Annotated in this window: 17 protein-coding genes and 1 pseudogene; 9 read left to right on the forward strand and 9 right to left on the reverse strand. The window is 42.2% G+C overall.

Annotated elements, in window-relative coordinates:
• Positions 1-136: 136 nt before the first annotated feature.
• Positions 137-1,903, reverse strand: a complete 1,767-nt coding sequence (locus NPUN_RS18975; RefSeq protein WP_012410114.1) for a tetratricopeptide repeat protein — start codon at positions 1,901-1,903, stop codon at positions 137-139.
• A 364-nt stretch (positions 1,904-2,267) separates the two neighbouring features.
• Here NPUN_RS18975 and NPUN_RS18980 point away from each other — a divergent pair, with 364 nt between their 5' ends.
• Positions 2,268-3,596, forward strand: coding sequence for a glycosyltransferase family protein (locus tag NPUN_RS18980; RefSeq protein ID WP_012410115.1), 1,329 nt, complete (start codon positions 2,268-2,270; stop codon positions 3,594-3,596).
• A gap of 39 nt (positions 3,597-3,635) precedes the next feature.
• Here the strand turns inward: NPUN_RS18980 and NPUN_RS18985 are convergent, their stop codons facing one another.
• Together NPUN_RS18985 and mutS are read right to left on the reverse strand one after the other, a co-directional pair.
• On the reverse strand, positions 3,636-4,022 hold the full coding sequence (locus NPUN_RS18985) for a hypothetical protein (RefSeq protein WP_012410116.1): 387 nt from the start codon (positions 4,020-4,022) through the stop codon (positions 3,636-3,638).
• Positions 4,023-4,313: 291 nt separating this feature from the next.
• The gene (gene mutS, locus NPUN_RS18990) at positions 4,314-6,992 is read right to left on the reverse strand and encodes a DNA mismatch repair protein MutS (protein WP_012410117.1); all 2,679 of its coding nucleotides are present in this window, start codon (positions 6,990-6,992) and stop codon (positions 4,314-4,316) included.
• A gap of 53 nt (positions 6,993-7,045) precedes the next feature.
• Between mutS and NPUN_RS44170 the strand changes: the two genes are divergently transcribed.
• The 4 genes and pseudogenes from NPUN_RS44170 (at position 7,046) to NPUN_RS42800 (ending at position 15,401) form a co-directional block, all read left to right on the forward strand.
• A complete protein-coding gene (locus tag NPUN_RS44170; RefSeq protein ID WP_272913922.1) occupies positions 7,046-7,168 on the forward strand; it encodes a hypothetical protein in 123 nt (40 codons plus the stop codon).
• Between the two features lie 900 nt (positions 7,169-8,068).
• Positions 8,069-9,523, forward strand: a complete 1,455-nt coding sequence (locus NPUN_RS18995) for an NHLP bacteriocin system secretion protein (RefSeq protein WP_012410118.1) — start codon at positions 8,069-8,071, stop codon at positions 9,521-9,523.
• 556 nt (positions 9,524-10,079) lie between these two features.
• Positions 10,080-12,338 (forward strand): annotated as a pseudogene (locus NPUN_RS42795) (NHLP family bacteriocin export ABC transporter peptidase/permease/ATPase subunit); the annotation flags it as partial.
• A 111-nt stretch (positions 12,339-12,449) separates the two neighbouring features.
• Positions 12,450-15,401: an NHLP bacteriocin export ABC transporter permease/ATPase subunit gene (locus NPUN_RS42800; protein WP_041566287.1), complete on the forward strand. Its 2,952-nt coding sequence runs from the start codon at positions 12,450-12,452 to the stop codon at positions 15,399-15,401.
• Between the two features lie 345 nt (positions 15,402-15,746).
• On the opposite strand, the gene NPUN_RS19010 is transcribed toward NPUN_RS42800, so the two are convergent.
• Complete coding sequence (locus NPUN_RS19010) at positions 15,747-17,348, reverse strand: alkaline phosphatase D family protein (protein WP_012410120.1); 1,602 nt, start codon at positions 17,346-17,348, stop codon at positions 15,747-15,749.
• Positions 17,349-17,850: 502 nt separating this feature from the next.
• Here NPUN_RS19010 and NPUN_RS19015 point away from each other — a divergent pair.
• The gene (locus NPUN_RS19015) at positions 17,851-19,257 is read left to right on the forward strand and encodes an ATP-binding protein (RefSeq protein ID WP_041566288.1); all 1,407 of its coding nucleotides are present in this window, start codon (positions 17,851-17,853) and stop codon (positions 19,255-19,257) included.
• A gap of 65 nt (positions 19,258-19,322) precedes the next feature.
• Here NPUN_RS19015 and NPUN_RS19020 read toward each other — a convergent pair whose 3' ends face one another.
• The 3 genes from NPUN_RS19020 to NPUN_RS19030 all read right to left on the reverse strand — a co-directional run bounded on the left by NPUN_RS19020 (position 19,323) and on the right by NPUN_RS19030 (position 21,588).
• Entirely contained in the window at positions 19,323-20,426 is a 1,104-nt protein-coding gene (locus NPUN_RS19020) for an AI-2E family transporter (RefSeq protein ID WP_012410122.1), read from the reverse strand.
• Positions 20,427-20,640: 214 nt separating this feature from the next.
• Complete coding sequence (locus tag NPUN_RS19025) at positions 20,641-21,075, reverse strand: NUDIX hydrolase (protein WP_012410123.1); 435 nt, start codon at positions 21,073-21,075, stop codon at positions 20,641-20,643.
• A gap of 24 nt (positions 21,076-21,099) precedes the next feature.
• Positions 21,100-21,588, reverse strand: coding sequence for a hypothetical protein (locus tag NPUN_RS19030; protein ID WP_012410124.1), 489 nt, complete (start codon positions 21,586-21,588; stop codon positions 21,100-21,102).
• A 250-nt stretch (positions 21,589-21,838) separates the two neighbouring features.
• Here NPUN_RS19030 and folD point away from each other — a divergent pair, with 250 nt between their 5' ends.
• The 3 genes from folD (at position 21,839) to NPUN_RS19045 (ending at position 24,592) form a co-directional block, all read left to right on the forward strand.
• Complete coding sequence (gene folD, locus NPUN_RS19035) at positions 21,839-22,717, forward strand: bifunctional methylenetetrahydrofolate dehydrogenase/methenyltetrahydrofolate cyclohydrolase FolD (protein ID WP_012410125.1); 879 nt, start codon at positions 21,839-21,841, stop codon at positions 22,715-22,717.
• A gap of 215 nt (positions 22,718-22,932) precedes the next feature.
• A complete protein-coding gene (crtE, locus tag NPUN_RS19040; protein ID WP_012410126.1) occupies positions 22,933-23,865 on the forward strand; it encodes a geranylgeranyl diphosphate synthase CrtE in 933 nt (310 codons plus the stop codon).
• A 265-nt stretch (positions 23,866-24,130) separates the two neighbouring features.
• Positions 24,131-24,592, forward strand: a complete 462-nt coding sequence (locus NPUN_RS19045; protein WP_012410127.1) for a divergent PAP2 family protein — start codon at positions 24,131-24,133, stop codon at positions 24,590-24,592.
• Between the two features lie 111 nt (positions 24,593-24,703).
• Here the strand turns inward: NPUN_RS19045 and NPUN_RS19050 are convergent, their stop codons facing one another.
• Positions 24,704-25,354 carry a hypothetical protein gene (locus NPUN_RS19050; protein ID WP_012410128.1) on the reverse strand — a complete coding sequence of 217 codons (651 nt, stop codon included), beginning with the start codon at positions 25,352-25,354 and terminating at the stop codon, positions 24,704-24,706.
• 286 nt (positions 25,355-25,640) lie between these two features.
• Complete coding sequence (locus tag NPUN_RS19055) at positions 25,641-25,970, reverse strand: MgPME-cyclase complex family protein (protein ID WP_012410129.1); 330 nt, start codon at positions 25,968-25,970, stop codon at positions 25,641-25,643.
• Between the last annotated feature and the right edge of the window lie 59 nt (positions 25,971-26,029).

Genomic DNA, 26,029 nt, shown 5'->3' on the forward strand with positions numbered 1-26,029 from the left:
AGGGGTAGGACAGACTCAGGAAGAATCGTGGTCTAACTAAGAGTCTGAAACAGTCTTTAATTACGAATTACGAATTACGAATTACACGCAGCGATGTCTAACGAAAAGTCGCTACCGCTTCGCTAATGCGTCTACGCTAGCGATATGCTTCTTTTAAAAAGCTGGCATAATTTGCCCGAATTGTCATAGTAGTAGGATGACCTACACCTAAAGTTCGTTCGCAAATTTTCAAAGCTTGTTCAAATAAGGGTTTGGCTTTCTTATAGCGTCTTGTCTGACGGTAGAGTGCTGCAAGATTGTTCAGGCTAATGGCGACATCGGGATGTTCCTCTCCCAGTAGGCGTTTACTCAGTTCTAAAGCTTGCTGATACAAAGGTTCGGCTTTACTGTAACGTCTTGTAGATTCGTAGAGTTGTGCTAAATTATTCAGGCTAGTGGCGACATCAAGATGGTTGTCTCCTAGCAGGCGTTTTCTCATTTCTAAAGCTTTTTTCAGCAAGGGTTCGGCTTTGCTATAGCGCCCCATATAACAGTACAATGCTGCTAAATTGTTCAGGGTAGTGGCAACATGGGGATGTTCTTCTCCCACTAGGCGTTTCCACAGTTTTAAAGCTTGCTGATACAAAGGTTCAGCTTCTTTGTAGCGTCCTGTAGATTCATAGAGTAATGCTAAATAGCTCAAGGTAGTGGCAACATCGGTATGTTCCTCTCCCAACAGGCGTTTTCTCAGTTCTAAAGCTTGCTGATACAATGGTTCAGCTTCGCTGTAACGTCCTGTAAAATCGTAAAGTTGCGCTAAATTGTTCAGGCTAGTGGCGACATCGGGATGTTCTAAACCAAGACGATTTTTAGTTAGTTCTACACACTGTTGTAACCAAGATTCTGCTTGCTGATAAAGTCCTTGACCTTGATAAAACCAGGCTAATTTGGTAAACAGAGTAATGAGATTTTCATCGCTCACATACTGGGATAGGTGGGTTGCAACTTCTGTTATGTGCGGGATATGTGGAGTGAGATTGGCAATATCTTCAGGGGTAAGCTGTTGCGGAATTAGCTTTGCTACCTCTAACATCATCGCTGCAAATTTAGTTTTTGCTTCATCCGCCTCGCCTGACTTCTCCAACTTCATTTGGAAAAGTTGCCGAATCATTGGATTTAGACGATAAATTCCTTGACTTTCCTGTTGTAGTAAATGTAATTCGAGTAAGTCGGCTATAGCTTTATCCCAAAGTTCTTGTTTTTTATCATCTTCTACCGTCCCAATAGATAAGGGAATGTTAGCTAAGGCAGACAAACTTAGCAAACAGCCAAAGCTTTTTGCATTTTCATCCAACAGTTCCCAACTCAACTCAAAAGCTTCAGCTACACCGTCTTTATCAAACATCAATGAGCGATCATTGACCACGTTTTCATGTTCCACTCGCTTTTTCTCTAGCCGCTTCAGTAGTGTTTCCAGAGACAAATCTGGCATCTTATTCAGATATTGTCCTACTAACTCTAACGCTAAAGGTAAATATCCTAAAAATTTACAAATCCTTCTCGCAATCCAAGGTTCTTTTTGCAGTCTTTCCCGAGCCACTAGCGTTTTTAATAATTTCATCGCCGCTAATGGTTTGAGGATATTCAATTCGGTATTATATTTTGCTGTCAGGTAAGATTGTAACTTTTGTAGTTTGTCCTGACTTTTGGAAATTGTTAACTCAGGATAGTTTTGGGCAAACTTGTTATATACTTCACCTAGTAATTTTTTGAAATCAGCAATATCAACATTTAATTCGCTAGCAAGTTCCGCTTCATTTTTACCTAAGTTTTCAGTCTGAAAATACTCTATAAAAGCTGCCGTTTGCTGTATGGATAAGCCATGAGTAGCAGCTTCTTTGGCTAGAAAATTAGCCCATTGCATAAACAGTTTGCGAAGTTTATTTTAGATTTTACTTTGTCTGTATTTGGAAATCTCCTCTCTTGGGGGTAGAAATCCTATTTACATAGAAAGATTTCAAAGCAGTGGCTTGTGGTTAAGAATCTTCATTTCAGCTTCTAAGGGTGAAGATTGAGCCTTTTAACCTCAAATTTTGAGTTTGGATCTCAAAAGGGCTAGGCAATATCTATGACGAGCTACGCCTACGCTCTATTTTTACTGTAATTTGGATAAATTTGGATAGAGATATTAAATATTACTGGGAAATGATAATATCGCTCATAACTTAGGAACGAATTCAGCAATATTTGCCTCTTGACTAATGACCCCTAACCTTGACCATTAACTAATGACTCAAGTAGATATTCTCATCCTATCAAATGGCCCTGGTGAGGTAACAACCTGGGTGCGCCCAGTAGTAAGGGCATTGCGACAACAATTCGGCGATGACCGAAATCAAGTGAGGATCAGCGTAGTTTTATCACCTTGCTCAAATGCTAGTGGTAAAGAAGCTGCGATCGCACTTTCTTATCCAGAAGTAGATAGAGTACAGGCGGCAGAGCATTTTTGGCAATTTTTGCTCTGGGGTAAAACTATTGACAATTGGGACTGGAGAAGTCGCGGTGTAGTTGTTTTTCTCGGTGGCGATCAAATTTTCCCCGTAGTCATAGGCAAAAAGCTCGGATATCGCACAGTGGTTTACGCTGAATGGGAGGCCAGGTGGCATAACTGGATTGATCGTTTTGGCGTGATGAAACCTGAAGTTGCTGCCCGCGCTCCCCATAAATATGCTCACAAATTCACCGTTGTGGGTGATTTGATGGTAGAAGCTAATAGTCATTCGTCATTAGTCATTGGTGATTTGTCCAACGACAAAGAACTAATGACTAATGACATAGACGCTTCAACGACTTCCCACAGCGTAGGACAAAAGACTGAATTGATTGGTCTACTCCCTGGATCAAAAGCAGCAAAATTAGCCCAAGGAGTACCATTGTGTTTAAGCATTGCCGAATATGTTCACGCAAAAAGACCGCAAACTAAATTTGTGATTCCTGTAGCCCCAACTTTGGATTTACAAACTTTAGCTAGTTTTGCCGATCCTCAAAGGAACTCTATTGCTGAAATATTTGGTTTTGGTGGTGCTGCCTTAATTGTCCCAGAGGACGATAGAGACAAAGCATTGCTCAAAACAGCAAAGGGCGTAACTGTGGAACTGTGGCAAGAAAACCCCGCATATCACTTGTTATCCCAGTGCTGCATCTGCTTGACTACGGTGGGGGCAAACACTGCCGAACTCGGTGCTTTAGGAGTGCCAATGATTGTTTTGCTGCCAACCCAGCAACTTGATGCCATGCGTGCTTGGGATGGTTTACCTGGGTTGTTAGCAAATCTGCCAGGGGTGGGTACACCCTTTGCTAACACGATCAATTGGCTATTCCTAAGATTCGTAAGGCGCAAAGGTTTATTAGCATGGCCAAATATCTGGGCACAGGAAGAGATAGTGCCAGAACTTATGGGTAAACTTCAACCGCCAGAAATTGGGGAAATGGTTGTAGAGTTATTAGCCCATCCAGAAAAATTGGCTGATATCCGCGCTAAACTCCGTAATATTCGTGGCGAAAGCGGTGCAGCTCTGAAGATAGCACAGATTGTTTGCGAGGAAATGGGGAAGTAGAAGAAGTTACAGTAAGTTTTTCCTTCTTCATCTCTCTACTTAATCGGAAGATTCTCCATCCCTGCGGCCAAGTTCATAAATGCCGGCACCCATACAAGCTAATATTCCTGTACTAATTCCCCAACTTTCACCTAAACTAATTTCCAGACCCCAGTTACATAAAGCACCAACTACCAAAAAAGGCGTGATGCTAAATAATGAGGCGTAGAAAGCATTTTGGGATTCTCTGCCTTTTCGAGTCTTTTCAAACTCTGTCTGGCTGGTATAAAGCGATCGCTCGGCAAAGTTAAACCAACGGTTGAGTTGTTCGATTACCCATTGATTAACCGGGGAAAAACCTATATATAGCGCCAATGACCACAAACTCGCTCCTGCGATCGCGATCGTGTCTAACTCAAAGGAAAAAGGCAAAATTTCAGTCAGCATTGCTTATGGGAGTCCTGCAAAGGGTCAACTTTAGCTTTTAGTAGATGCTAAAAAAACCTCTTGTGCAATTTTAAGCATAAAGGTTATCAATATTTCAACTACTTGGCAAATCTCCTGCTCCTTTAAGCTAGGATGTAATTTATCACGCAATGCATCGGCTGCATCGTTAATGCACTGGCTTACAATCTTAATGCATCGGCTTACAATCTTAATGCATCGGCTTACAATCTTAATGCGTCGGCTGCATCGTTAATGCATCGGCTTACATTGTTAAGGAAATGCGGTGAGATATCAATCCAGATTTTGCAGCCCCATCGCAATCTTACTATGTTTCTCAATTTGCCCCATCACTTGTTTGGCTCGTTGAATCACCACTGCTGGTAAACCCGCTAATCTTCCCGCTTCAATACCGTAAGACTTATCTGCGCCTCCTGGTTGGACTTGGTGTAAAAAGATAATTTGGTCGGGTAATTCTTTCACTGTCACTTGATAATTAGCCACATTCGGTACAATGCTAGCTAGCTCATTCAATTCATGGTAATGAGTCGCAAAAATCGTTCGCGCCCGAATATCCACTGCGATATATTCCGCCACTGCCCAAGCGATGGAAAGCCCATCAAATGTTGCTGTTCCCCGGCCAATTTCATCTAATAATACCAGCGACCTAGATGTAGCATGGTTGAGAATATTCGCCGTTTCATTCATTTCCACCATGAAGGTAGATTGACCAGTTGCTAAATCGTCTACTGCACCTACACGGGTAAAAATGCGATCGCATATTCCCAATTTGGCCAATCTAGCTGGTACAAAACTACCAATCTGCGCCATTAACTGAATCAATCCCACCTGACGCAAATAACAACTTTTGCCGCTAGCATTTGGCCCGGTGAGGATAATCAAATCGGGATTGTCATTGGTCATTTGTCCTTGGTCACTTGTACTGAGCGTAGTCGTTGGCGCAGCCTCTCGTAGAGAAGTATTTGTTATTTGTTCTTGATTATCTGCTAATGACAGATGACTACTGACTAATGACTCTTGACCTAATTGAGTCGAATTCGGCACAAAGAAACCCGCAGGTAAAGACTGTTCCACCACCGGATGACGGCCATCAACAATGTTTATTTCCCTTCCCGACAACATTTCTGGACGACAGTAACCTTGATGCACTGCCAACTCAGCCAAACCACACAATACATCTGCCGCCGCCACTGCACGAGATAGATTGCGAATTACTTCCGCTTCTTGTGCTACCTCTTCCCGCAACGCCGTAAAAATTTCATATTCCAACTGATTTAAATCATCCCGCGCCGAGAGAATCCGGGCTTCTCGTTCCTTCAAATCTGGGGTGATATAACGTTCCTCATTGGTCAGGGTTTGCTTGCGGATGTAATTAGCAGGTACTTGGTCAGCTTTGGTACGAGAAATACTGATGTAATAGCCAAAAGTTTTGTTGAATCCTACCTTTAATGTCGAAATTCCCGTCTTAGCCCTCTCATCAACTTCTAAGTTGGCAATCCATTGCTGGTCTGCTTCTACAGTTGCTTTTCTCTCATCCAAAAGAGGATTGACGCTAGGACGAATTAATCCGCCTTCTTTGATTAGTATGGGTGGCGACTCCACAAGGTGCGCGTGTAACTTTTGTGCTAATTCTTCCAACACACTTGGGACTTTCTGCAGAGCTTTGAGGAATGGAGAATGTGATTCAGTTACTAAGTGCGATAATTCTGGTAAACGTGAGAGGGAATCTGCCAAAGCTACTAAATCTCTAGCATTGGCTGTACCAGAACCTGCCCTTCCAGTGAGGCGTTCTAGGTCATAAATTTGGCGTAACAACTGCCGTAAATCTTGACGCAGGGGTGTATTTTCCATCAATTCTTGGATAGTATCTTGCCGCGCCCGAATGCCTTTAATATCGAGTAGTGGTTGCAATAACCACCGCCGTAAAGCCCGCCCACCCATAGCTGTACTAGTTCTATCCAATGACCAGAGTAGGGAACCATGAAAAGTTCCATCCCGGACGGTTTGGGTAATTTCCAGGTTACGGCGGGTTTGACTATCAACAATTAGGTAATCGGTGACAGTGTAGGTGCGGAGTCTCTGAAGGGGAACTGGGTTTTCCTTTTGGGTATCTTCCAGGTATTCTAAAAGACCGCCAGCCGCACGAACAGCGAGGGGAAAACGATCGCAACCGAGTCCTTCGAGCGATCGCACCTTAAATTTCTGCAATAATCGAGGTCTAGCTTCGCCTTGAGAAAATGGAACTTGCGATCGCAAACTATAGCAAAATGATGGTGGCAAACACTCCGGTAGATGAGGCGAAGTTTCTCCCGGACGCAGCAAACTACCTAAATCAGGCGCATTTGTTGGAACTAACACCTCTGAAGGTTGCAAGCGCATTAATTCCTGTGTCAGATGTTCTAAATCACTACCTTGAGTCGTGAGAAATTCGCCTGTAGAGATGTCTGCATAAGCTAAACCCCAATGATTTGCGGCAATTACCACTGCTGCAAGGTAATTATTGCGACTGGATTTCAGCATTCCTTCTTCCAGCAAAGTGCCTGGGGTAAGAATGCGCGTTACTTCCCGCCGCACCAATCTACCAGCAGCTTCCGAAGCATCTTCTACTTGGTCGCAAATTACGACTGCATAACCCTTTTCTACTAGCAGCGTCGCGTAGCGTTCCCAAGCGTGATGCGGAACACCAGACATCGCCACCCGTCCCTGTTCGCCAGCTTGTTTACTAGTGAGAACTAATTCCAATTCTTGCGCTAGTTTTACAGCATCTTGGAAATAGCATTCAAAGAAATCTCCTACCCGATACAGCAATACCGCGTGAGGATATTTATCCTTCGTCTCGACATAGTGCAAGTACATTTGACTTAGCTTACTTCGATCCACCTGTAGATGGTCAGAAATAAAAGTACTCGCGTCGGGTTTGGTAGATGGAGTTTCAGAGTGAGAGGCGGTCATAGATGCTATCGAGTTACGCACGGAAATTCCACAATATCCGATGATAACGTGATGTGAAAGTTGAATGGCGATCGCTCAAGGATATTTTACCTTTTTGGTGCGATCGCTTCGACGCGTATGAAAGCTACATAGATATTGTAGTGCTTTGTAGCTGCCAAATAAGACCAAATCGCTGATTAAGAATTTATAAATCAGCCTTTTGATATAAGCTATGTTTCTTCTTATATGCTGTTTCTAAGTAACTTGTACATAATTTTGTCTATAGATTTACCGCCTTACACAACAACTCAAAATAGATCAAAAAAATTAGCAAAATCTTATATAAAACATCCCCTTTTGATAGTAAATTATTATATTATTGTCAGATATTGGATATGTAAAAACATTAAGAAGACAAGTTAAAAAAAGTAGGTTTTAAAAAGCAAGAAAAGTGGGAAAAATAGGTTTTAAAAAGTAGAAAAGTAGGTTAAGTAATAAAAGTAGGAACTTTTGTATAAACTGTTGACAAGCTTTTAGATAAATTGCTATTTATAAGTATATACAAGGCACAACTGCCTAAGTAACTTTCTGGAGAAAATTATGGCTAACGATAAGAATTTGGCACAACTCACCAATCAAGAAGCTATTTTGGAGGAAATTAATGAGGATGAATTAGAAGGAGTATCACGAGTTCTGTAAGCTCTGTTTTATACTAGGGTGTATAAATGTACAAGAGATTGATTATTTACGTTTAAGTAAAAGTTTTTTCCCTAAACCTTTAGACCATTTTTTAAATGCTGTAAAAACTTGGCTGCATTTCTCCTGAATTTATAAGCAAAGGCTTCTTCGCTGAGAATTAAAATCATAATCTAAAACAATCAAAATTTTAAAGATATTTAATTTCTAGTTTTCTGAATTTTCATAAGATGAGATGATATTTGAACTTCTATATTTGGGTATTAGTACTGTCAAATAAGCAACCATTGTATTGCATATTTTCTATTTAGGTTGCAACTCCCAGTGATTGCAGCAGCAGTATTGTAATCACTCAAAACTGTTTTTTGTTTTCATTCCCATAGAGATTGGGACGGTATTCGGTGATTAATCAAAAAAGCGACCTATTCCGCAAAGAAGCTTTAGAGCGCGCTTCTTCGCCTGAAGAACTAGATCAAATTATGCAAGTAGTCAGCCCGAAAAAGTGGCTACCTCTAGTTGCTGGTGGTTCGTTGGTGGCAACGGGGCTGACTTGGAGTTTTTTAGGTCGAATCCCAATTACAGTGACGGGTACTGGAATAATAGTCTATCCCAGTACAATTACCTCATTCCAGTCACCGATCGCAGGTAAATTACGAACAATCAACGTCCGGGCTGGCGACTATGTAAATAGAGGAGATGTGCTGGCGACGCTAGACCAAGGCGAACTGATGAAACAGCTACAACTAGTCCGCTCTAAGTTAGGGCAACTACCAACAGAAGATAGCGCTGCTAGCTTAGTCCAAGGACAACGGCAAAACGCAGACAAAGAAGCGATTAAACAGCAACGCCAATCTTTGCAGCAAAACCTCCAAGCGGTACAGAAACTCACCCCGATTTTAAGAGAGAAAGGGCTAAATTCGATTCAACGCGATCGCGCCAATCAAACCCAAAGCTTACAAGCACTGCGGGATCTCTTACCTACCTTCAAACAGAGATTGACCAACCGCCAGCAGCTATTGCAGGAGGGAGCAATTTCTGGCGATACAGTCCTACAGTCACAGCAAGACTACTTAAATGCTGTGACCCAAATTAATGAAGCCGAATCGCAACTCAAGCAACTGGATGTCAAGGAAGCAGATGCCCAACGACAATACCTAGAAAATTTGAACTCAATAAAAGATTTACAAGCGCAATTAAAACAACTAGATAGCAAAGAAGCGACCGCGGCGCAACAAGACTTAGAAACTGTAACTACCCGCAAAAAAGAAATTCAGGAAGTCCAGCGGAATATTGTTCAATTAGCACTGCAACTATCGAGCAACAGCTTAGTCAAGAGCAGTTACTCTGGACGAATTTTAGAAATCTCGGCAAGTCCGGGACAGGTTGTTTTACAGGGTACACCAATAGGAGCGATCGCTGCACAAAAGCGATCGGCTCAACCTGTGAGTGTGGCATTTTTTCCCGTTGGCGATGGCAAGCAAATTCAACCAGGGATGAAGTTACAAGTCACACCTAGTACAGTACAACGCGAACGCTTTGGTGGCATCATCGGTGCTGTCACAGAAGTCTCAGCCTTTCCCGTGACTAAAGAAGGTGCATTAAGTGTAGTCGGCAATTCGGAATTTGTGGAAGCTTTGATGTCACAAGGGCCACAGATCCTAATTACTGCGCGACTGCAACCAGACAATTCGACCTTCAGCGAGTACAAATGGTCTTCTTCCCAAGGGCCACAGACGAAAGTCACTTATGGAACTACTACCTCAGTACAAGTCACCGGATACTGTTGGCGAAAGTGTTACAAACGCATAAACAAAAGTGTTACAACTAAAAGCTGCAACGGCAGATTGAAGGTTTGAGCTTACATAATACTTTCAAATACAAGTATGTATTACATTCGCCAACAGTATCGTCACCGTGGAAGAACGCGCCCCGATTACTTTTGTCCTGCCGATTCTGAGATCCTGGAGTGGCATTTCTTGATATTGGCGATAAGAGGAATTGAGGAAGAAATTATTAAAAATTTTACCCATCGAATCAACCTTGACGCTGTACTAGAGTGCGGAATTTACTTAAATAAGAATGCATTTTGACGTACTGGGAAAACAATGTATCTAATTATTTTCAGAAAACACTAAAATGAATACGCAATCTACTGAAATGAGAAAGTATTTAGGCAAAATGAGAAAGCAATATGTCTTTTTGCTTGCTGAATCTACTGAAATGAGAAAGCATTTAAGCAAAATGAGAAAGCAATATACCTTTTTACTTATTAATTTGGCTCAATCAATACAATCAAGAATTCCGAAGATAACAGTAGTGTAATACAGCAATTTTAGTCAGTTGAAAAATAACTAAAAATTTATGTTTAAACGCTTAAATTAAGCCAAAGTCCAAGTTTTAAAAAATATTTTTATGTTCTGGCGAAATCTGCAAAATATATTAGGGCGTTTGCGTAAAAACAAGCGGTGTCATACTCCTACTCTGCTGCAAATGGAGGTAGTAGAATGCGGCGCTGCTGCTTTGGGAATTATTCTCGGTTATTACAATCGCATTGTCCCACTGACAGAACTGAGGCAAGCGTGCGGTGTCTCGCGAGATGGAGTTAGTGCCTTAAATATCTTGAAGGCTGCCAGAAATTATCGACTCAGCGCTAAAAGCTTTAAAACCAACTTAGCTGGCTTGTTGCAGTTAAAATTTCCCTACATTGTATTTTGGAACTTTAACCATTTTTTAGTAGTAGAAGGAATCACCAAACAGCGAGTTTATCTCAATGACCCTGCTACTGGACGGCGCATCGTCTCCTTAGAAGAATTCAGCGGCGCTTACACGGGTGTGGTGCTAGTTCTAGAGCCTGGTTCAGAGTTTCAACGCGGAGGACGCAAGCCCAGTACAATCTTAGCTTTGTGGTCGCGGTTGCGAGGCTCCATTGGCGCATTGCTTTACTGCGTGCTGGCAGGATTTTTGTTAGTAATTCCTGGACTGGCGCTACCTGCATTCTCCCAGGTATTTGTAGATAACGTATTGATTGAGCATCGGTATGAGTGGTTGCGTCCGCTAATTTTAGGCATGATCTTCACAGCCGGACTCAGTGGATTTTTGACGCTGCTACAGTTGCAGTTTTTGCGTCAAATGAAAATTAAGTTGTCTGTGGGCATGAAGAGTCGCTACCTATGGCACATTTTACGCCTACCCGTTAGTTTTTACGATCAGCGCTATGCTGGGGAAATCAGTAGCCGGATGCAACTCAACGACAGCATTGCCGATATGCTTTCGGGTGAATTAGCAACTACAGTAATTGCAGCAGCATCAGTATTTCTATATGTAATAGTGATGCTGCAATATGATGTTGTACTAACTTTAATTGCGATCGCCTTTGTCATTATCAACCTTGCCGCCTTACAGTGGGTGAGAGGGCGGCGCGTAGATGCCAATATCAAACTCATCCAAGAACAGGGAAAAGTTCGCGGCGTAGAAATTTCTGGTCTTCAGAGTATAGAGACGCTAAAAGCATCTGGATTAGAGTCAGATTTCTTCTCCCGGTGGGGAGGTCACTATGCCAAAGCCATCAACACCCAGCAAGAATTAGAAGAAACAAACCAGACTATAGGTGTTTTACCATCTTTTCTGTCAGCGATCGCTTCCATGCTGCTTTTAGCTGTAGGCGGTTTGCGAGTCATGGATGGAGCCTTGAGCATCGGCATGTTAATAGCCTTTCTCGGCATGACGCAAAGGTTTTTCGCCCCAGTAAGTAATCTCATCAGCCTGGGAAGCGAACTCCAAGAGATGGAAGGTAATCTGACTCGCCTTGATGATGTCTTGCGTAACCCCATTGACCGGCAATTGGAGCAGGGGGGCAGGGAGGCAGGGGAGCAGGGGAGCAGGGGAGCAGGAGAGAAAGAGGACAATTGCAATCTTTCCCCTCTGCCCCTCTGCCCCTCTGCCCCCTTGCCTAAATTACAGGGGTATGTTGAATTACGCAATGTGACATTTGGCTATAGCCAAATTGCCCCGCCGCTGATTCAAAATTTTAATCTTTCGCTTAAGCCAGGGCAGCGAGTTGCCTTGGTGGGTGGGAGTGGTTCTGGTAAGTCTACCATTGCCAAACTTTTATGTGGACTTTACGAACCGTGGCAGGGAGAAATTCGATTTGACGGCAAACCCAGAGAGCAAATTTCTCGCCAGGTACTAGCCAATTCTATTTCTGTCGTAGAGCAAGAGATTTTGTTATTTGCTGGCAGCGTCAGAGATAACTTGACGCTTTGGGATACTACCATACCTGACAGTCATCTTGTCCGGGCTTGTCAAGACGCAGCGCTTCACGATGTCATCCTTTCACTGCCAGGAGGCTATCATGCTGACCTTTTGGAAGGCGCTACTAATTTGAGTGGTGGTCAGCGCCAGCGGCTAGAAATTGCCCGTGCTTTGGTGAATAATCCCAGTATCCTAATTATGGATGAAGCCACCAGTGCCCTGGATGCCGAAACAGAAAAGAACGTCAGTCGTAATCTGCGGTTGCGCGGCTGCACTTGCATCATCGTGGCGCATCGACTCTCGACTATCCGAGATTGTGATGAAATTATTGTCCTCGATCGCGGCAAGATAGTCCAACGGGGAAGCCATGCAGAATTGCAGCAAGTTGAAGGGACGTATTTACAATTAATTCGCAGTGAGGAAACAGAGGAGGCAGGGGAGCAGGGGAGCAGAGGAGCAGGGGGAGCAGGGGGAGCAGGGGGAGCAGGGGGAGCAGGGGAGGCAGGGGAAGAAATTACTTCCTTGTCCCCCGTGTCTCCCTCATCCCTCTTATCCTTTGCAAATCTCAAAGGACAACACTATCGTTTTCAATGCAATGAATCGCTACTGTTAGACGATCCGGAGACAATTTGGCTAGTAAAATCTGGTTACTTGGCACTATTTGCGATCGCAGTTAATGATGGCATTCCCGAAGGTACTCGTCGCTATTTATTTAGTAGCACAGCCGGACAGGCGATGTTTGCGATTGCACCAAGTTTACAGGGCAAGCAGCAAGAGATTTTAGCGGTGTCACTTGAGGAGACAGAAATTCTCAAAGTATCCAGAGCAGACTTTAACCAGTTGTTTGCGGACGCTAATAAAGAAGTAGTAACTCTGATAGAACGGTGGATTGCTCAATTAGGTTCGGTACTTGCTAGTATCACTACGCCAACGACACCAACATCGCTGCCAAAAACCCGCCAGTTCTCCTTAGTCAAAGACCAAATCTTCCAGTCGCATCAAATATCGTGGGTGCAAATTTTCCAAGGGCGCGCTAGATGGATGGGGTTTGAGCAACTGCCGTTAACTTCTGCCTCTAGAATGTTGCCTTTGGCTGAAAATATGTGGTTACAAGCAGATAACACTGTGGAGTTGAAAAGTGTTAACACCGCAGACATAGAAGATATCGATTCCTTGTTAAGTGGTTTGTCCCAACTACAAACTTACTTCCTCCACTGCATTAATCTGCTGCAACGGCAGGAGATGGATGCAGAATTACTGAGATTTCAAGGCAGGGAACGTCTTGAAAGCCAAGTGATGCAAGAAACGTTAGCAGAATTAGCATATGTATTGCCACAGCCAAAGTCAGACAGACTAAATAATAGTTTAGGATTCAGTAGTAATCTTGATGCAACTGACCCAAACCAAGCCTTACTAATTGCTGCTGGTGCTGTGGGACGAGCATTAGGAATTAAGATTTGTCCGCCAGCTGCCTCAGAAGATTCTAATCGAGTGCAAGATCCTGTAGAAGCGATTGCTCGTGCTTCGCGTATCCGCGTGCGGCGAATTCAGTTGCGGGACAACTGGTGGCAAAAGGATTGCGGGCCGATGTTGGCATTTACGCTTGCCGATAAACTGCCAGTGGCACTATTACCAGTGTCTGATACACGTTACAAACTCTACGTTCCTGGGGAACGAACGCCTATCTCTGTCGATGCCAACATAGCAGCAGCCCTAGCTAAGACTGCCTACGCATTCTATCGACCTTTACCCGATAAAAAGCTGAAAACTTTTGATTTACTTCAGTTTGCCCTCCAAGGACATTACAAAGAACTAATTATAGTTTTAGTAATGGGAATTACCATCAGTCTGTTAGGAATGCTGACACCTCAAGCTACAGCTATCCTAATCGACAAAGCGATCCCAGATGCTAATCGAGGCTTGTTGAGCCAAATTGCTGTTGGTTTGGTGGCTGCTGCCTTTGGCGGAACGCTGTTTCAACTAGCCCTTGGGTTTGCCACCATTAGGCTGGAAACTTTTGCCGATTCCTCCACCCAAGCCGCAGTGTGGGATCGATTGTTAAATTTGAAGGTTTCCTTTTTTCGCTCTTTCTCAGTTGGTGACTTGGATTCTAGAGTCACGGCGATTACTCAAATTCGCCAGCGACTGGGTAACACAGTCTTAAAAACAATCTTCTCCAGTTTGTTCTCACTCCTGAATCTGGGATTGTTATTTTACTACAATGTTTCCTTAGCTCTCATAGCTTGTGCAGTGGCACTTGTAAATATTGCCGTCACTATCATCTCTGGTACTCTTATTGTTCGTAAAGTTCGCCCATTACTAGAGCTGCAAGGACAAATCTTTGGCGTGATGGTGCAGTTAATTAATGGAGTTGCCAAACTCCGAATCGCCAAAGCTGAAACCCGCGCCTTTGCCTACTGGGGTAAACAGTATACGCATCAACTGAAATTAATGCTGAGTACCCAAGGCATTGAAGACAGCCTCGCGGTAATCAATCAAGTATTACCTGTGTTAACCACTGCTGCCCTCTTCTGGTTTGCTACTAGTTTAATTGGCCAATCCCAAACTCCTGGAGGAGGTGGTTTATCCACTGGCACTTTCTTAGCATTCAACGTTGCTTTTGGCACGTTTATTAACGGAGCCACTAGCTTAAGCAGCACAGTTGTGGAAGTTTTGCAAGTTTTACCCTTGTGGCAACGGGCCCAACCTATTTTGCAAGCTGAACCGGAAATTAGTTCTGCTCAGGCAGATCCGGGTAGGCTATCGGGCAAATTAGTTGTAGACCGTATAACTTTCCGTTATCGCGACGATGGCCCCTTGACGCTGGATGATGTCAACATTCGTGCTGAACCAGGAGAATTTATTGCTATTGTCGGCCCTTCTGGCAGCGGTAAATCAACTTTATTGAGGTTACTTTTGGGGTTTGAATTCCCGAAATCTGGCACGATTTACTATGACGGGCAAGACTTAACTTCTTTGGATGTCCATGCTGTACGCCGTCAATTGGGTGTGGTACTGCAAAATAGTCGGTTGATGTCAGCCTCTATTTTCGAGAATATTGCCAGTGGTGCCTTAGTGACGATGGACGAAGCTTGGGAAGCAGCCCAGATGGCAGGTTTTGCAGATGATGTTGCAGCAATGCCGATGCAGATGCATACAATCGTCAGTGAAGGAGGTAGTAATCTTTCTGGTGGACAACGACAACGGCTGTTGATTGCTAGGGCGTTGGTGTTGAAACCCCGGATTTTGCTATTCGATGAGGCGACTAGTGCTTTAGATAACAGAACCCAAGCAATTGTCAGTGAAAGTTTACAACAGCTAAAGGTAACTAGGGTTGCGATCGCTCATCGCCTCAGTACTATTCAAAATGCTGACCGAATTTACGTACTTGCAAATGGCAAAGTAGTGCAACAGGGTAGTTTTGTTGAACTAGGAAATCAATCAGGGCTATTTGCACAACTCATGATGCAACAGTTAATTTAACTGAGTATTGATAAGATAGTAGGTAACTAAATTAACTTCTCTTTTTGCCATTTATAATTGTACACTGACCAATTAAATGACGTTGAGACAAATTCGTGTCATCGAGTCAAACCTTACCCACTTTAGACTTGCAACCATTAGTGTTGATATAGGTTGTAAGTTCCCGGTGCTACTTCTAAGCTTAATGCTCTTTGAGTGCAAGCTTTACACCCTCAATGACATTAATTTGGCATAGCGACAAATAAAAAGTCACTGTACAAAAAAAACAGCATAGCCAGTAGACAAAGTAAAAAATTGCATAATTACTCCATCTAACTGGCTAAATATCGCCACGCTTTTGATGATTTATTTTTCTGGCGGCAAATCAATACTGTAAACAGTCTCCCCAGCCAAGTTACGCAATGTTACAGTCATCACCTTTGTATTTCCATCAATTTTCACTCCTCCAAAGAATTGCAAACCTTCACTTGGGGGACGATTTGCTTTTGTACCTGGAGGAAGGCTTTGAAATATCAATTGGGGACCAAAGGTATTTTCTAGTTGGTTTGGGCCAAATGTGCCAGAGTTCAAAGGCCCGGCGACAAACTCCCAAAAAGGCTTAAAGTCTGTAAACTGTGCTTTGCTGGGGTCGTAATAGTGGGCTGCTGCATAATGTACATCAGCAGTTAACCAAACAACATTCTGGATATTCTTATTTTTGATAAATCGTAGTAAATCGGCAAGTTCTAGTTCTCTTCCTAAAGCCGGGCCATCTCCGTTAGCCCAAGCTTCAAAATCAGTACTACCGTCTCTAACTATCAATCCCAGTGGCATATCACTAGCAATCACTTTCCATGTTGCTTTTGATGACAGCAATTGCCTTTTTAACCATTGTATTTGTATTCTACCCGCAAATTCTGTGTCTTTACTTGGTACTGGCTGATTATTAGGGCTATTCGGCCCCCGATAGGTACGCTCATCCAGCATGAAGATGTCTAATAATGGCCCATGCTTAAAGGAGCGATAAATTCTCGCTTTGTCTGGCTCATTGGTTGTATAACCAATAGGCAGATATTCCAAAAATGCTTGCCTTGCTCTTTGAGTTAGCAAGTTAACATCCTTAACTGTATAACGGTCATCGTTAAGGATAATTTGTCCAGGATACCAATTGTTTCTTGTTTCGTGGTCGTCCCACTGTGCTAATATCGGAACTTCAGCGTTGAAACGCTTGATGTTTTCATCCAACAAATTGTAAATATAGTTGCCACGAAATTCTGTCAGAGTTTCTGCTACTTTGGATTTTTCTGGTGTAGTGATGTTTTTCCAGATTGTGCCATCGTCTAGCTTAACTTCTGATTGAATGGGGCCATCAGCATAAATATTATCGCCAGAGTGAATGAAAAAGTCGGGATTAAGTTGACGCATGGTTTCGTAAATTTTCATCCCACCAAAATCAGGATTAATTCCCCATCCCTGACCGGCAGTGTCGCCACCCCAAACAAAGAATATATCTCGCCTAGATTTGGGAGGAGTTCGGAAAGTACCTTTGACAGGAGCGCTGTAAGTGCCTTTATAATCTAAATCTTGGAAGATTACCCGATAAAATAATTGTTGGTCTGGTGGCAGGTTTCTAAGATAAAGTCGTGCTGTAAAGTCGCTATTTTGTAAAGCATTGGGGCCGACAACTCGCTGCACATTTCTAAAAGATTCGCTGGTAGAGTATTCTACGAGCATTTTGGCGGGGCGATCGCTACGGCTCCAAATGACAATACTTTCGTTAGAAATATCTCCGCTAGCTACGCCATAAGGTATGGCAGGACGCATTTTATCTGAGGTGATAATTGCAGGCGCTTCAGCAAAAACTTTTGATTTTGATACAAAATTGGTGGAGATAATTCCACCTGCGGTTATAGCTGAACGTAGCAGAAACTGGCGACGGTTTAACCTCAATTGGTTATGAGATTCCATACTAAATAATGGCAAATTTAAAAACTATTACAGGAAAGCTTTTACCACTTTTTTTATAATAAAAAGTAAAGATTAAGTTATCGAAAGGTTAATAAAAAGCTTTCAATGTAATTATTTCATATTAAATAGAAAAAGAACATTAATAAAAAAGGTTATATTTTAACCTTAGTATTAAGTGAATATTTTGATATAATTTGCAACTAAAAATACGCTTATAGCGCTTAACATATCCTATAAAAAATGGTGCGTTATTGCTTTAAACTAACGTACTAAATTAAAATTTACTTGATAATAGCCTCTAATGATAAGCCGCTAAATGTCTATACTCTCATATAAAGTGTTGGATTCGCTGAAGTACTCTATATTCCCACATCTACACTGTGAATTTCGTGTAGCAATTTGGGAAAGATAAGTTTGTAACGATTGATGAACTTTGAAATTATAGAGACGGGTATTTATAATGTTGCCAGAAATATTACCTCAGCATTCAACACATGAGAGTATGCTGACTATTGGTGGTACAACAAATGCTAATGAGTCAAACTTGCGATTAGAGTCAACTTTGCAAGAATTACTCTCTTGGCAAGTTCATATCGAAGTAGAACGTCCTGGCAATGATTTATCTATCCTCTTTAACCAAGAGCCTTTATTACCAGGAATTATCCTCAATAATAATCAAGAGTATGTAGGGATGATTTCGCGGCGGAAATTTTTTGAATATATGAGCCACCCTTACAGTTTGGCTTTATTTTCTACAAAACCAATTAAAATTCTTTACAAGTTTTTCCAGACAGAGATATTAGCCATTTCTGAGGATATGTCTATTGTTAAAGCTACTGAGATAACTTTGCAACGACCACCTCAAATTGCCTATGAGCCAATTTTGGTTAAAACTACGTGTGGAAAATATAAGCTGCTCGATTTTCATCAATTACTCTTAGCCTACTCCCAAATTCATGTATTAACACTCGTTCAGCTACAACAGGTAGAGGAACAATCTAGAGTTGCTAAAGCAGGCTTTCGCGATCTTCAGCAAAACTATACGCGATTAATTCAGAATGAAAAAATGGCTGCATTAGGACAACTTGTTGCTGGTATTGCACACGAAATTAACAATCCTGTCAACTTTATTGCTGGGAACCTTGTTCACGCCATCGAATATAGTCAAAATCTACTCAATCTCATTAGATTGTACCAACAATGTTATCCTGAACCAGAAGCGGATATTAAAACTGCGATCGCACAAATTGAACTGGATTTCTTAACTACCGATCTCCCTCGTCTTCTCACCTCTATGGAGGTTGGTACCAAGCGAATCGAGCAAATAATTCTTTCTTTACGAAATTTTTCTCGTCTTGATGAATCTGAGAAAAAATTAGTTGATATCCATGAAGGTATTGATAGTACGCTAACAATCTTACAAAGTCGTCTTCAAAATAACCAAATAGGTGCAAACATCAACATAATTAAAGAATACAGCGATCTTCCCCAAGTAGAGTGCTACGCCGGGTTACTCAATCAGGTATTTATGAATATTTTGGCGAATGCTATTGATGCTATAGAAGAGTCATTAGTCACTTGTACTGAGCGTAGTCGAAGTATTAGTCATTCGTCATTGGTAAGGGATAAAGGAAAAATTTTTATTCGGACTCAACTCACTGATGAAAATCAAGTAATTATTCGTATTTCCGATAATGGCCCGGGAATTCCAGAAAATTTGCAAAAGCAATTATTTGATCCCTTTTTTACTACTAAACCCGTTGGTAAAGGAACTGGATTAGGTTTATCTATCAGTTATCAGATTGTTGTGGAAAAACACGGTGGTCATCTGCAATGTATATCAACTTTTGGCAAAGGGACTGAGTTTATTATTGAAATTCCAATTCACCTAAATTCTGAGCTTGTTTAGAAAAACAAACAATAACCAAAGAAGAGACATTCTTAGTCAGTTCTTCTTCATTTAGATATTGAATTCTAACTATAAGTTCCTGCTGTTTCGCTTGTTACTGTAATAGGTTCTGACACGATATCATCTATCTTATTAAACTCTCCAGCCCGCCAGCTATCTGTTGTATCCTTGATAAAACTGGCAATAGGGATTGCAATTAACAAACCTAGCACTCCTCCCAATTTTGCCCCCAACAACAAAGAAATCACCACCCACACGGGATTTAAACCAGTCAAATTACCAAGAATTCGAGGTGCAACAAAATTAGAATTAACTTGGTCGATTGCAACAGCTATACCTAAGACTTCAACCCCTAACCAAAAGTTTTGCAATGCTACCAAAAGGCTTACTATGGCAATGCCGAATCCTGTCCCAAAGGGAAAGAGAGAAAACAAACCAATCCCGATGCCAAAAAGTAAAGCCAAGGGAACTCGCAGCGTCAAAAATGCCAGTGTAATTGTCACTCCTAATACGGCTCCCAATGTTGCTTGACCGATAAAGTAATTGTGGAAGTCTTCTCGCAGTAATTCTCGCAATCTTAACCCGATGTTATGGGGAAACCACTGAAATATTCCGTCCCAAAGACGTTCGCCGTTTAATATTAGATAGACAGTTAACACTACCGCCAGCAACACATTGAGAACAATACCAATGGTATCGACGGCGAAACCAAGAATTCTGCCAGTGAAAGACTGAAGTTGGTTAGATAATCGTTCCAAAACTTGGGTAAATAACCCACTTAAATTAATGGGAAGCTGTTGCTGACTTAACGCCCAATCCTGGAAAGTTTGGAGTTGCTGAGTACCAGAATCAATCCAACTTGGCAAAATATTGGCTAGCTCAACGAGTTGTTGGATAATTAGGGGAACTAAGGTAATGCCTAAAGCCACTAAAATCACTAGAGTTAAAAGCAACACTCCTGCGATCGCTAGGTTACGTTTTACCCCTTGCTCTTGCAGAAACTGGATTGGATAGTTTAAGACAAAAGCCAGTAGGATGGCGGCGGCAATAATGCTGATCAAGGGTTGAAAATACTGTACAACCTGGATCAATAGCCAACCGTTAAGAATAATAATCGGAAATGCCAATCCTATAGTTAACCATCGCGGTAGTTTGTTTGCTGATTGCATTAGTGATGACTCCACAAGAGTTATAAATTTATTTTGGCTTCTAGGGAGCGGGAGTGGGGAAAGAGGCAGGGGGGCAGGGGGCAGGGGGCAGGGAGCAGGGGAGCAGGGGAGATGAGGGAGACAAGGGGACAAGGAGATAAACAAACTCTTAACTCCTAACTCTTAACTCTTAACTCTTAACTCAGCACTCAGCACTCCTAATGCCCAATTCCCATTAAGATTGATTTCTCTCCATAAAATCCAACATAATTTGCCGATGCGTATTCCCCAAAGGGCGTACTTCGCGGGCGTTTTGCGAATAACAGTTACCTTGGTGAATATCTTCTGGGGTCAATAATCCCATATCCCAGCCTTCATTTAAAACCAGTTGATTTAATTCCACCAATAGTGGTGCATGAAAGATATGACGGACAACTCTTTCGTCGGTATAACAGCCAAATTCCACAAAGGGCGGTAGCTCATAGCCGATTTCTTCTAAAATTTCTCGCTTCACTGCGACATTTGGCGTTTCACCAGGTTCGATATGACCGCCAAATAGCGCCCAGTAACCAGGGTAGAGAATACCGGGGATGTTGTCGCGTAGTTGCATAAGAAACTTGTTTTCTTGATAGAGAATTGCGATCGCTACATGCACCGGTTGATTTTTCATATATTATTAATTTTTAATTGCTGATTACTCTTCTTCTAGATAAACTTCCCCCAATTCTTTACCACCTAAAGGGATGCTTTGGTAGCGAATTTTACCCTTAATCACCACTTGCGCTCCCTTCGCTAGATTTTTTTGATTGGTGATAACCCAAATTTTGCCAGTCGAGTCATTAATTTGATAAGCCCATTGCTTCATCAGGGGAGCTTGTTTTTCCACCTGACCTTGGATGTAAACTGTAGCTTGATTGTCTTGTTCTGGTTTAATTTCTCGAATTGGAGTGACATTGCTACCAATTTTGAAATTAGTCCCATTCAAACCAGATGAGGTTAAACTACCACAACTACAAAGTCCTACCACCAATAAAAAAATCAACCCCAGGCGGTAGGAAACAATATTATGCCCGGATAAGAACGAAAGGGACAAATTTCTTGTTTGTTGCATGAAAGCCACTGATTGAGCAAATTTTTGCTTCACTGCTTGCTTTGTCGCCAGTTTTATTAGGTCAGTTCCCATCTATAATATTCTTTCTCTGTGGTTTCAGAAACACGCTCTCAACTGAGCAAAAAATGTTCTGAATTTTATCCTGCAATTCTTTATTCTTCAGAGAAAGCCGTTGATCTGAGAAAATAAGCATTATGGATTGACTGTGAGAGAAACGCTACGACATCAAGCAGATACACAATAATAGTTAAAAGTCAATAAGCAATATTTTTACTCTAGACTTTTGGATAAAAAGCGAATTAATTTATAGTTGGGAATTTTCATGGAAACAAAAACTGCCAAACTCCTTGATGGTAAAGCAATAGCCGCAAAAATTCAGCAAGAACTTTCTGTAGCCATTACACAATTACAACCAGAAATTGGACGACCCCCTGGTTTAGCAGTGTTAATGGTTGGCGACAACCCAGCGTCAGCCGCTTATGTTCGTAATAAAGAAAAAGCCTGTGCAAAAGTTGGCATCGCCTCTTTTGGTAAGCATTTTCCTGCCGAAACGACCTTTAGGGAATTAGAAAAGGTTATTGCTGCACTAAACGACGATGAACGCGTGGATGGCATTCTTGTACAGTTGCCCTTACCTGACCACTTAGATGCTGTGGCTCTGCTACATCAAATTGATCCCGATAAAGATGCTGATGGACTGCACCCAGTTAACTTAGGGCGACTAGTACGGGGAGAAATCGGTTTACGCAGCTGCACCCCGGATGGTGTGATGCGGCTTTTGCAAGAATATGAGATTCCATTGCAAGGAAAACAGGCAGTAGTGGTGGGACGGAGTATTTTGGTGGGTAAACCTATGGCGCTGATGCTACTAGAAGCTGATGCTACAGTGACGATCGCTCACTCGCGATCGCATGACCTCAAAAGCATCACCCAAAATGCTGATATTCTAATTGCAGCAGCAGGTCGTCCCGGACTCATCACTGCTGATATGGTAAAACCAGGCGCTGTTGTGGTAGATGTGGGAATGAATCGTGTCACCGATGCTAGTGGTAAAAGTCGCTTAATTGGCGATGTTGACTTTGAATCAACTGCTGGTGTAGCAGGTTTCATCACTCCCGTTCCTGGTGGTGTTGGTCCGATGACTGTTGCCATATTGTTACAAAATACATTCACCAGCTATTCCAGAGCAGCAAAAAAATGAAAGAGAGTGATGAGTTATGAGTTATGAGTTAAAAGTTAAGAATTATTAATCCTAACTCTCAACTCCTAAGTCCTCTACAGACGCGATTAATCGCGTTTCAACCCCTAACTCCTAATTCCTAACTCATAATTATGAACTCTTCATTTTTTCAGTCCCACAGCACCTTAAAATTGTGACGTATAAGACAAAAATCCCAAAGTGTCAGGAATTGAAGAATGGTAGCAACTGATAACGTTCAAAAGACACCACCAGAGGAAGCCACATTTAACTTAGTAGCCTATCTCAAAGAGCGACAAAAGCTTTGTGATAATGCTTTGGATCGGGCTATCCCCATCATTTATCCAGAAAAGATTTATGAGGCGATGCGCTACTCGTTATTAGCTGGCGGCAAGCGTGTACGTCCCATTCTTTGCCTTGCTACCTGTGAAATGATGGGTGGCACTATCGAAATGGCTATGCCAACGGCTTGTGCTGTGGAGATGATCCACACAATGTCTTTGATTCATGACGACCTCCCAGCGATGGATAATGACGATTACCGTCGGGGAAAGCTGACAAATCATAAAGTCTATGGCGAAGATGTAGCGATTTTGGCTGGGGACGGCTTGTTAGCACTTGCTTTTGAGTTAGTTGCCCTTAAAACCCCCGCAAACGTTAACAGAGAGCTAACCTTGCAGGTCATTGTTCGTCTTGGTCGGGCGCTGGGGGCAGCTGGTTTGGTCGGTGGTCAAGTTGTCGATTTAGAGTGTGAAGGGAAATCAGATATTTCTCTAGAAACGCTAAATTTCATTCATAGACACAAAACTTCCGCCCTTTTGGAAGCTTGCGTAGTTTCTGGCGGAATTATCGCTGGGGCATCAACTGAAGATGTACAGCGACTAACCCGTTATGCTGAAAATATTGGGCTAGCATTCCAAATCATAGATGATATTCTGGATATCACTTCTACAAAAGAGCAATTAGGTAAAACAGCTGGTAAAGACCAAAAAGCGAAGAAAGTTACCTATCCTAGCCTTTGGGGACTTGAAGAATCGCGCTTAAAAGCCCAAGAGCTAGTTAAAGTAGCTTGTGCAGAATTAGAACCATTTGGAGACAGAGCCAAGCCACTCCAAGCGATCGCTCATTTTATTACCAGCCGCAATAACTAGCAACGCTTTGTAGGATTCTAAATTCTTATACCGCAAGGGTTTCATTGATTGGGAATGGGTGGTTTATTTACATGATGCTGTACTACCGCCCAGCAGAATTGAAAATTCAAAATTAAAAAGCTTACTTAATCGGCTTTTAATCCATTTTGAATAATTGATCTGTTTCCGCCGTGATGTACTAGGTTAATTTTGGATTTTGGGTTGAATCTAAATGTTTCCTCAACCAACAACTGCTGCTAATATTTACTAACCTAACCAAAATACCATGCAGGACATAGGCAACATTTTAGACAACCGGGTGCTGCTGGTTGCTCTGGTCGCTTGTTTAATTGCTCAAGCACTAAAGCTCGTAATCGAGATCGTCAAAAATCGTAAACTAAATATCCGTGTTTTGGTGACAACCGGAGGTATGCCCAGTGCCCATTCAGCTTTAGTTACAGCTCTCGCAGCTGGTGTAGGGCAAACACTGGGTTGGGCATCTCCTGATTTTGCCGTTGCGATGATTTTCGCCATCATCGTCATGTATGATGCAGCCGGAGTTCGCCAAGCAGCTGGTAAGCAAGCTCGTATCCTCAATCAAATGATTGATGAATTATTTCATGAAAAACCAGACTTTAGCCAAGACCGTCTGAAAGAATTACTTGGACATACACCAGTTCAGGTAATAGCTGGGGCGGCTTTGGGTATAACCATCTATTGGTTAGCTAGGTTTGCTTATTTAAACTAGGACAATGAATCTTTGTTTGAGCGAGTATTTTTAATTGGTAACTGGTAATTTGTCAACTGACAAATTACCAACTTGGTAGATCGCATCAGTATTTCAGAAAAATTAATATCGCTACAACCGCACAGTTGAGCGCAGCAGAATCACCTTACGACTATCTACTATGCTGGCGACAAAACCGCCATTGTTCAGCTTCTGCAATGTGTTGTATGCTTCACTTTGGTTGGTGGTATAAACTGCCAACAAATAAGGGCGTTGTCCATAAGAAACAAAACCTACATTACCTCCTACTGCTTGCTGTACACTATTTACTAGTTCAGGACGATTGTAATAATCTACTAACACTGCATAACCCTCTCCTAATGCTTGAGGATTATAGTTAACTGTTTGCTGAGGTGGTTGTTGCTGTAGTTGTGGCTGCACATCTGCCGTTGTTGGTCGAGTGGTGATGATAGCAGACAAGCCAACAATATTGCTTACATATCTTGCCCATCGATTGGCATCATCAATCTTTTTAAACCCCCCTATCCGCGTCACAGTTTCGTTGAGATATTTGCAGGTAATGGTTTTCAGTTCAGGCGGTAAGGCGCTACGCAACTGCTTTTGATTATCAGCTGTGGGACTGACTACCAATAAAAGATACTCACCCGAAGTCGGTGGTTGACAAAGAGGAATGGCTTGTTGGGCAAAAACAGAACTCATGCCACCAATCAACCCTGCAATCGCTAATCCTAAAACACTTGGTAAAGTCTGAAATCTATGCACAAAAGTTAGATTATGTAAATCAAGGTGTCTTAGAAGATTTTATAAGAAAAAAGCTGAAAACCTACTTACTTCAGTGTGGGAATGAAAGGAATGTTACAAAACAATTTTGTTATTACCAAATAAAATTGGGGACTGGGAACTGAGAACTGGAAAAGTTGGGGAAGAAGTAATAACCAATGCCCATTCCACATTCCCCATACTTCGACTCCTTTCGACTTCGCTACCTCGGCTTCGCTCGGCACAAGTCAAGGCAAGTCGCTCAGTACAAGTTCCCCATTCCCCATTTCTAAGATACAGTAGCCAACGATGCCAAAGCATCTGGTATTGTCTCAGAAGGAGCCTGGAATTCTCCAGTAATAACGTATTCTAAACGCAGTTTTAACCAAGTAATAAATTGGGGATTAGTTGAAATAATTGCTACTGATGGTTGGGGACACTTTGCCTTGATTTGTGCAAATTGAGGTGCTTCCAAGAAAGCTGGTTGTTCAACCAACCAAAAATCTATTTGTTTTTCTTGTTCGTGGTAGTGACGAGTGCGTTCTTTGATAACTTCGTGTATCGGTTCTTCTTGGAGAAGAAAGCGTTGACTAGCCAAAACGTAATAGTATGTTTGCATTTTCATCCTTTGCTTGCTGTGTGAATCATGTAAGGGCACAGTACGACATTCTGTACCCT

This window comes from Nostoc punctiforme PCC 73102 (assembly GCF_000020025.1).
Classification (GTDB): domain Bacteria; phylum Cyanobacteriota; class Cyanobacteriia; order Cyanobacteriales; family Nostocaceae; genus Nostoc; species Nostoc punctiforme.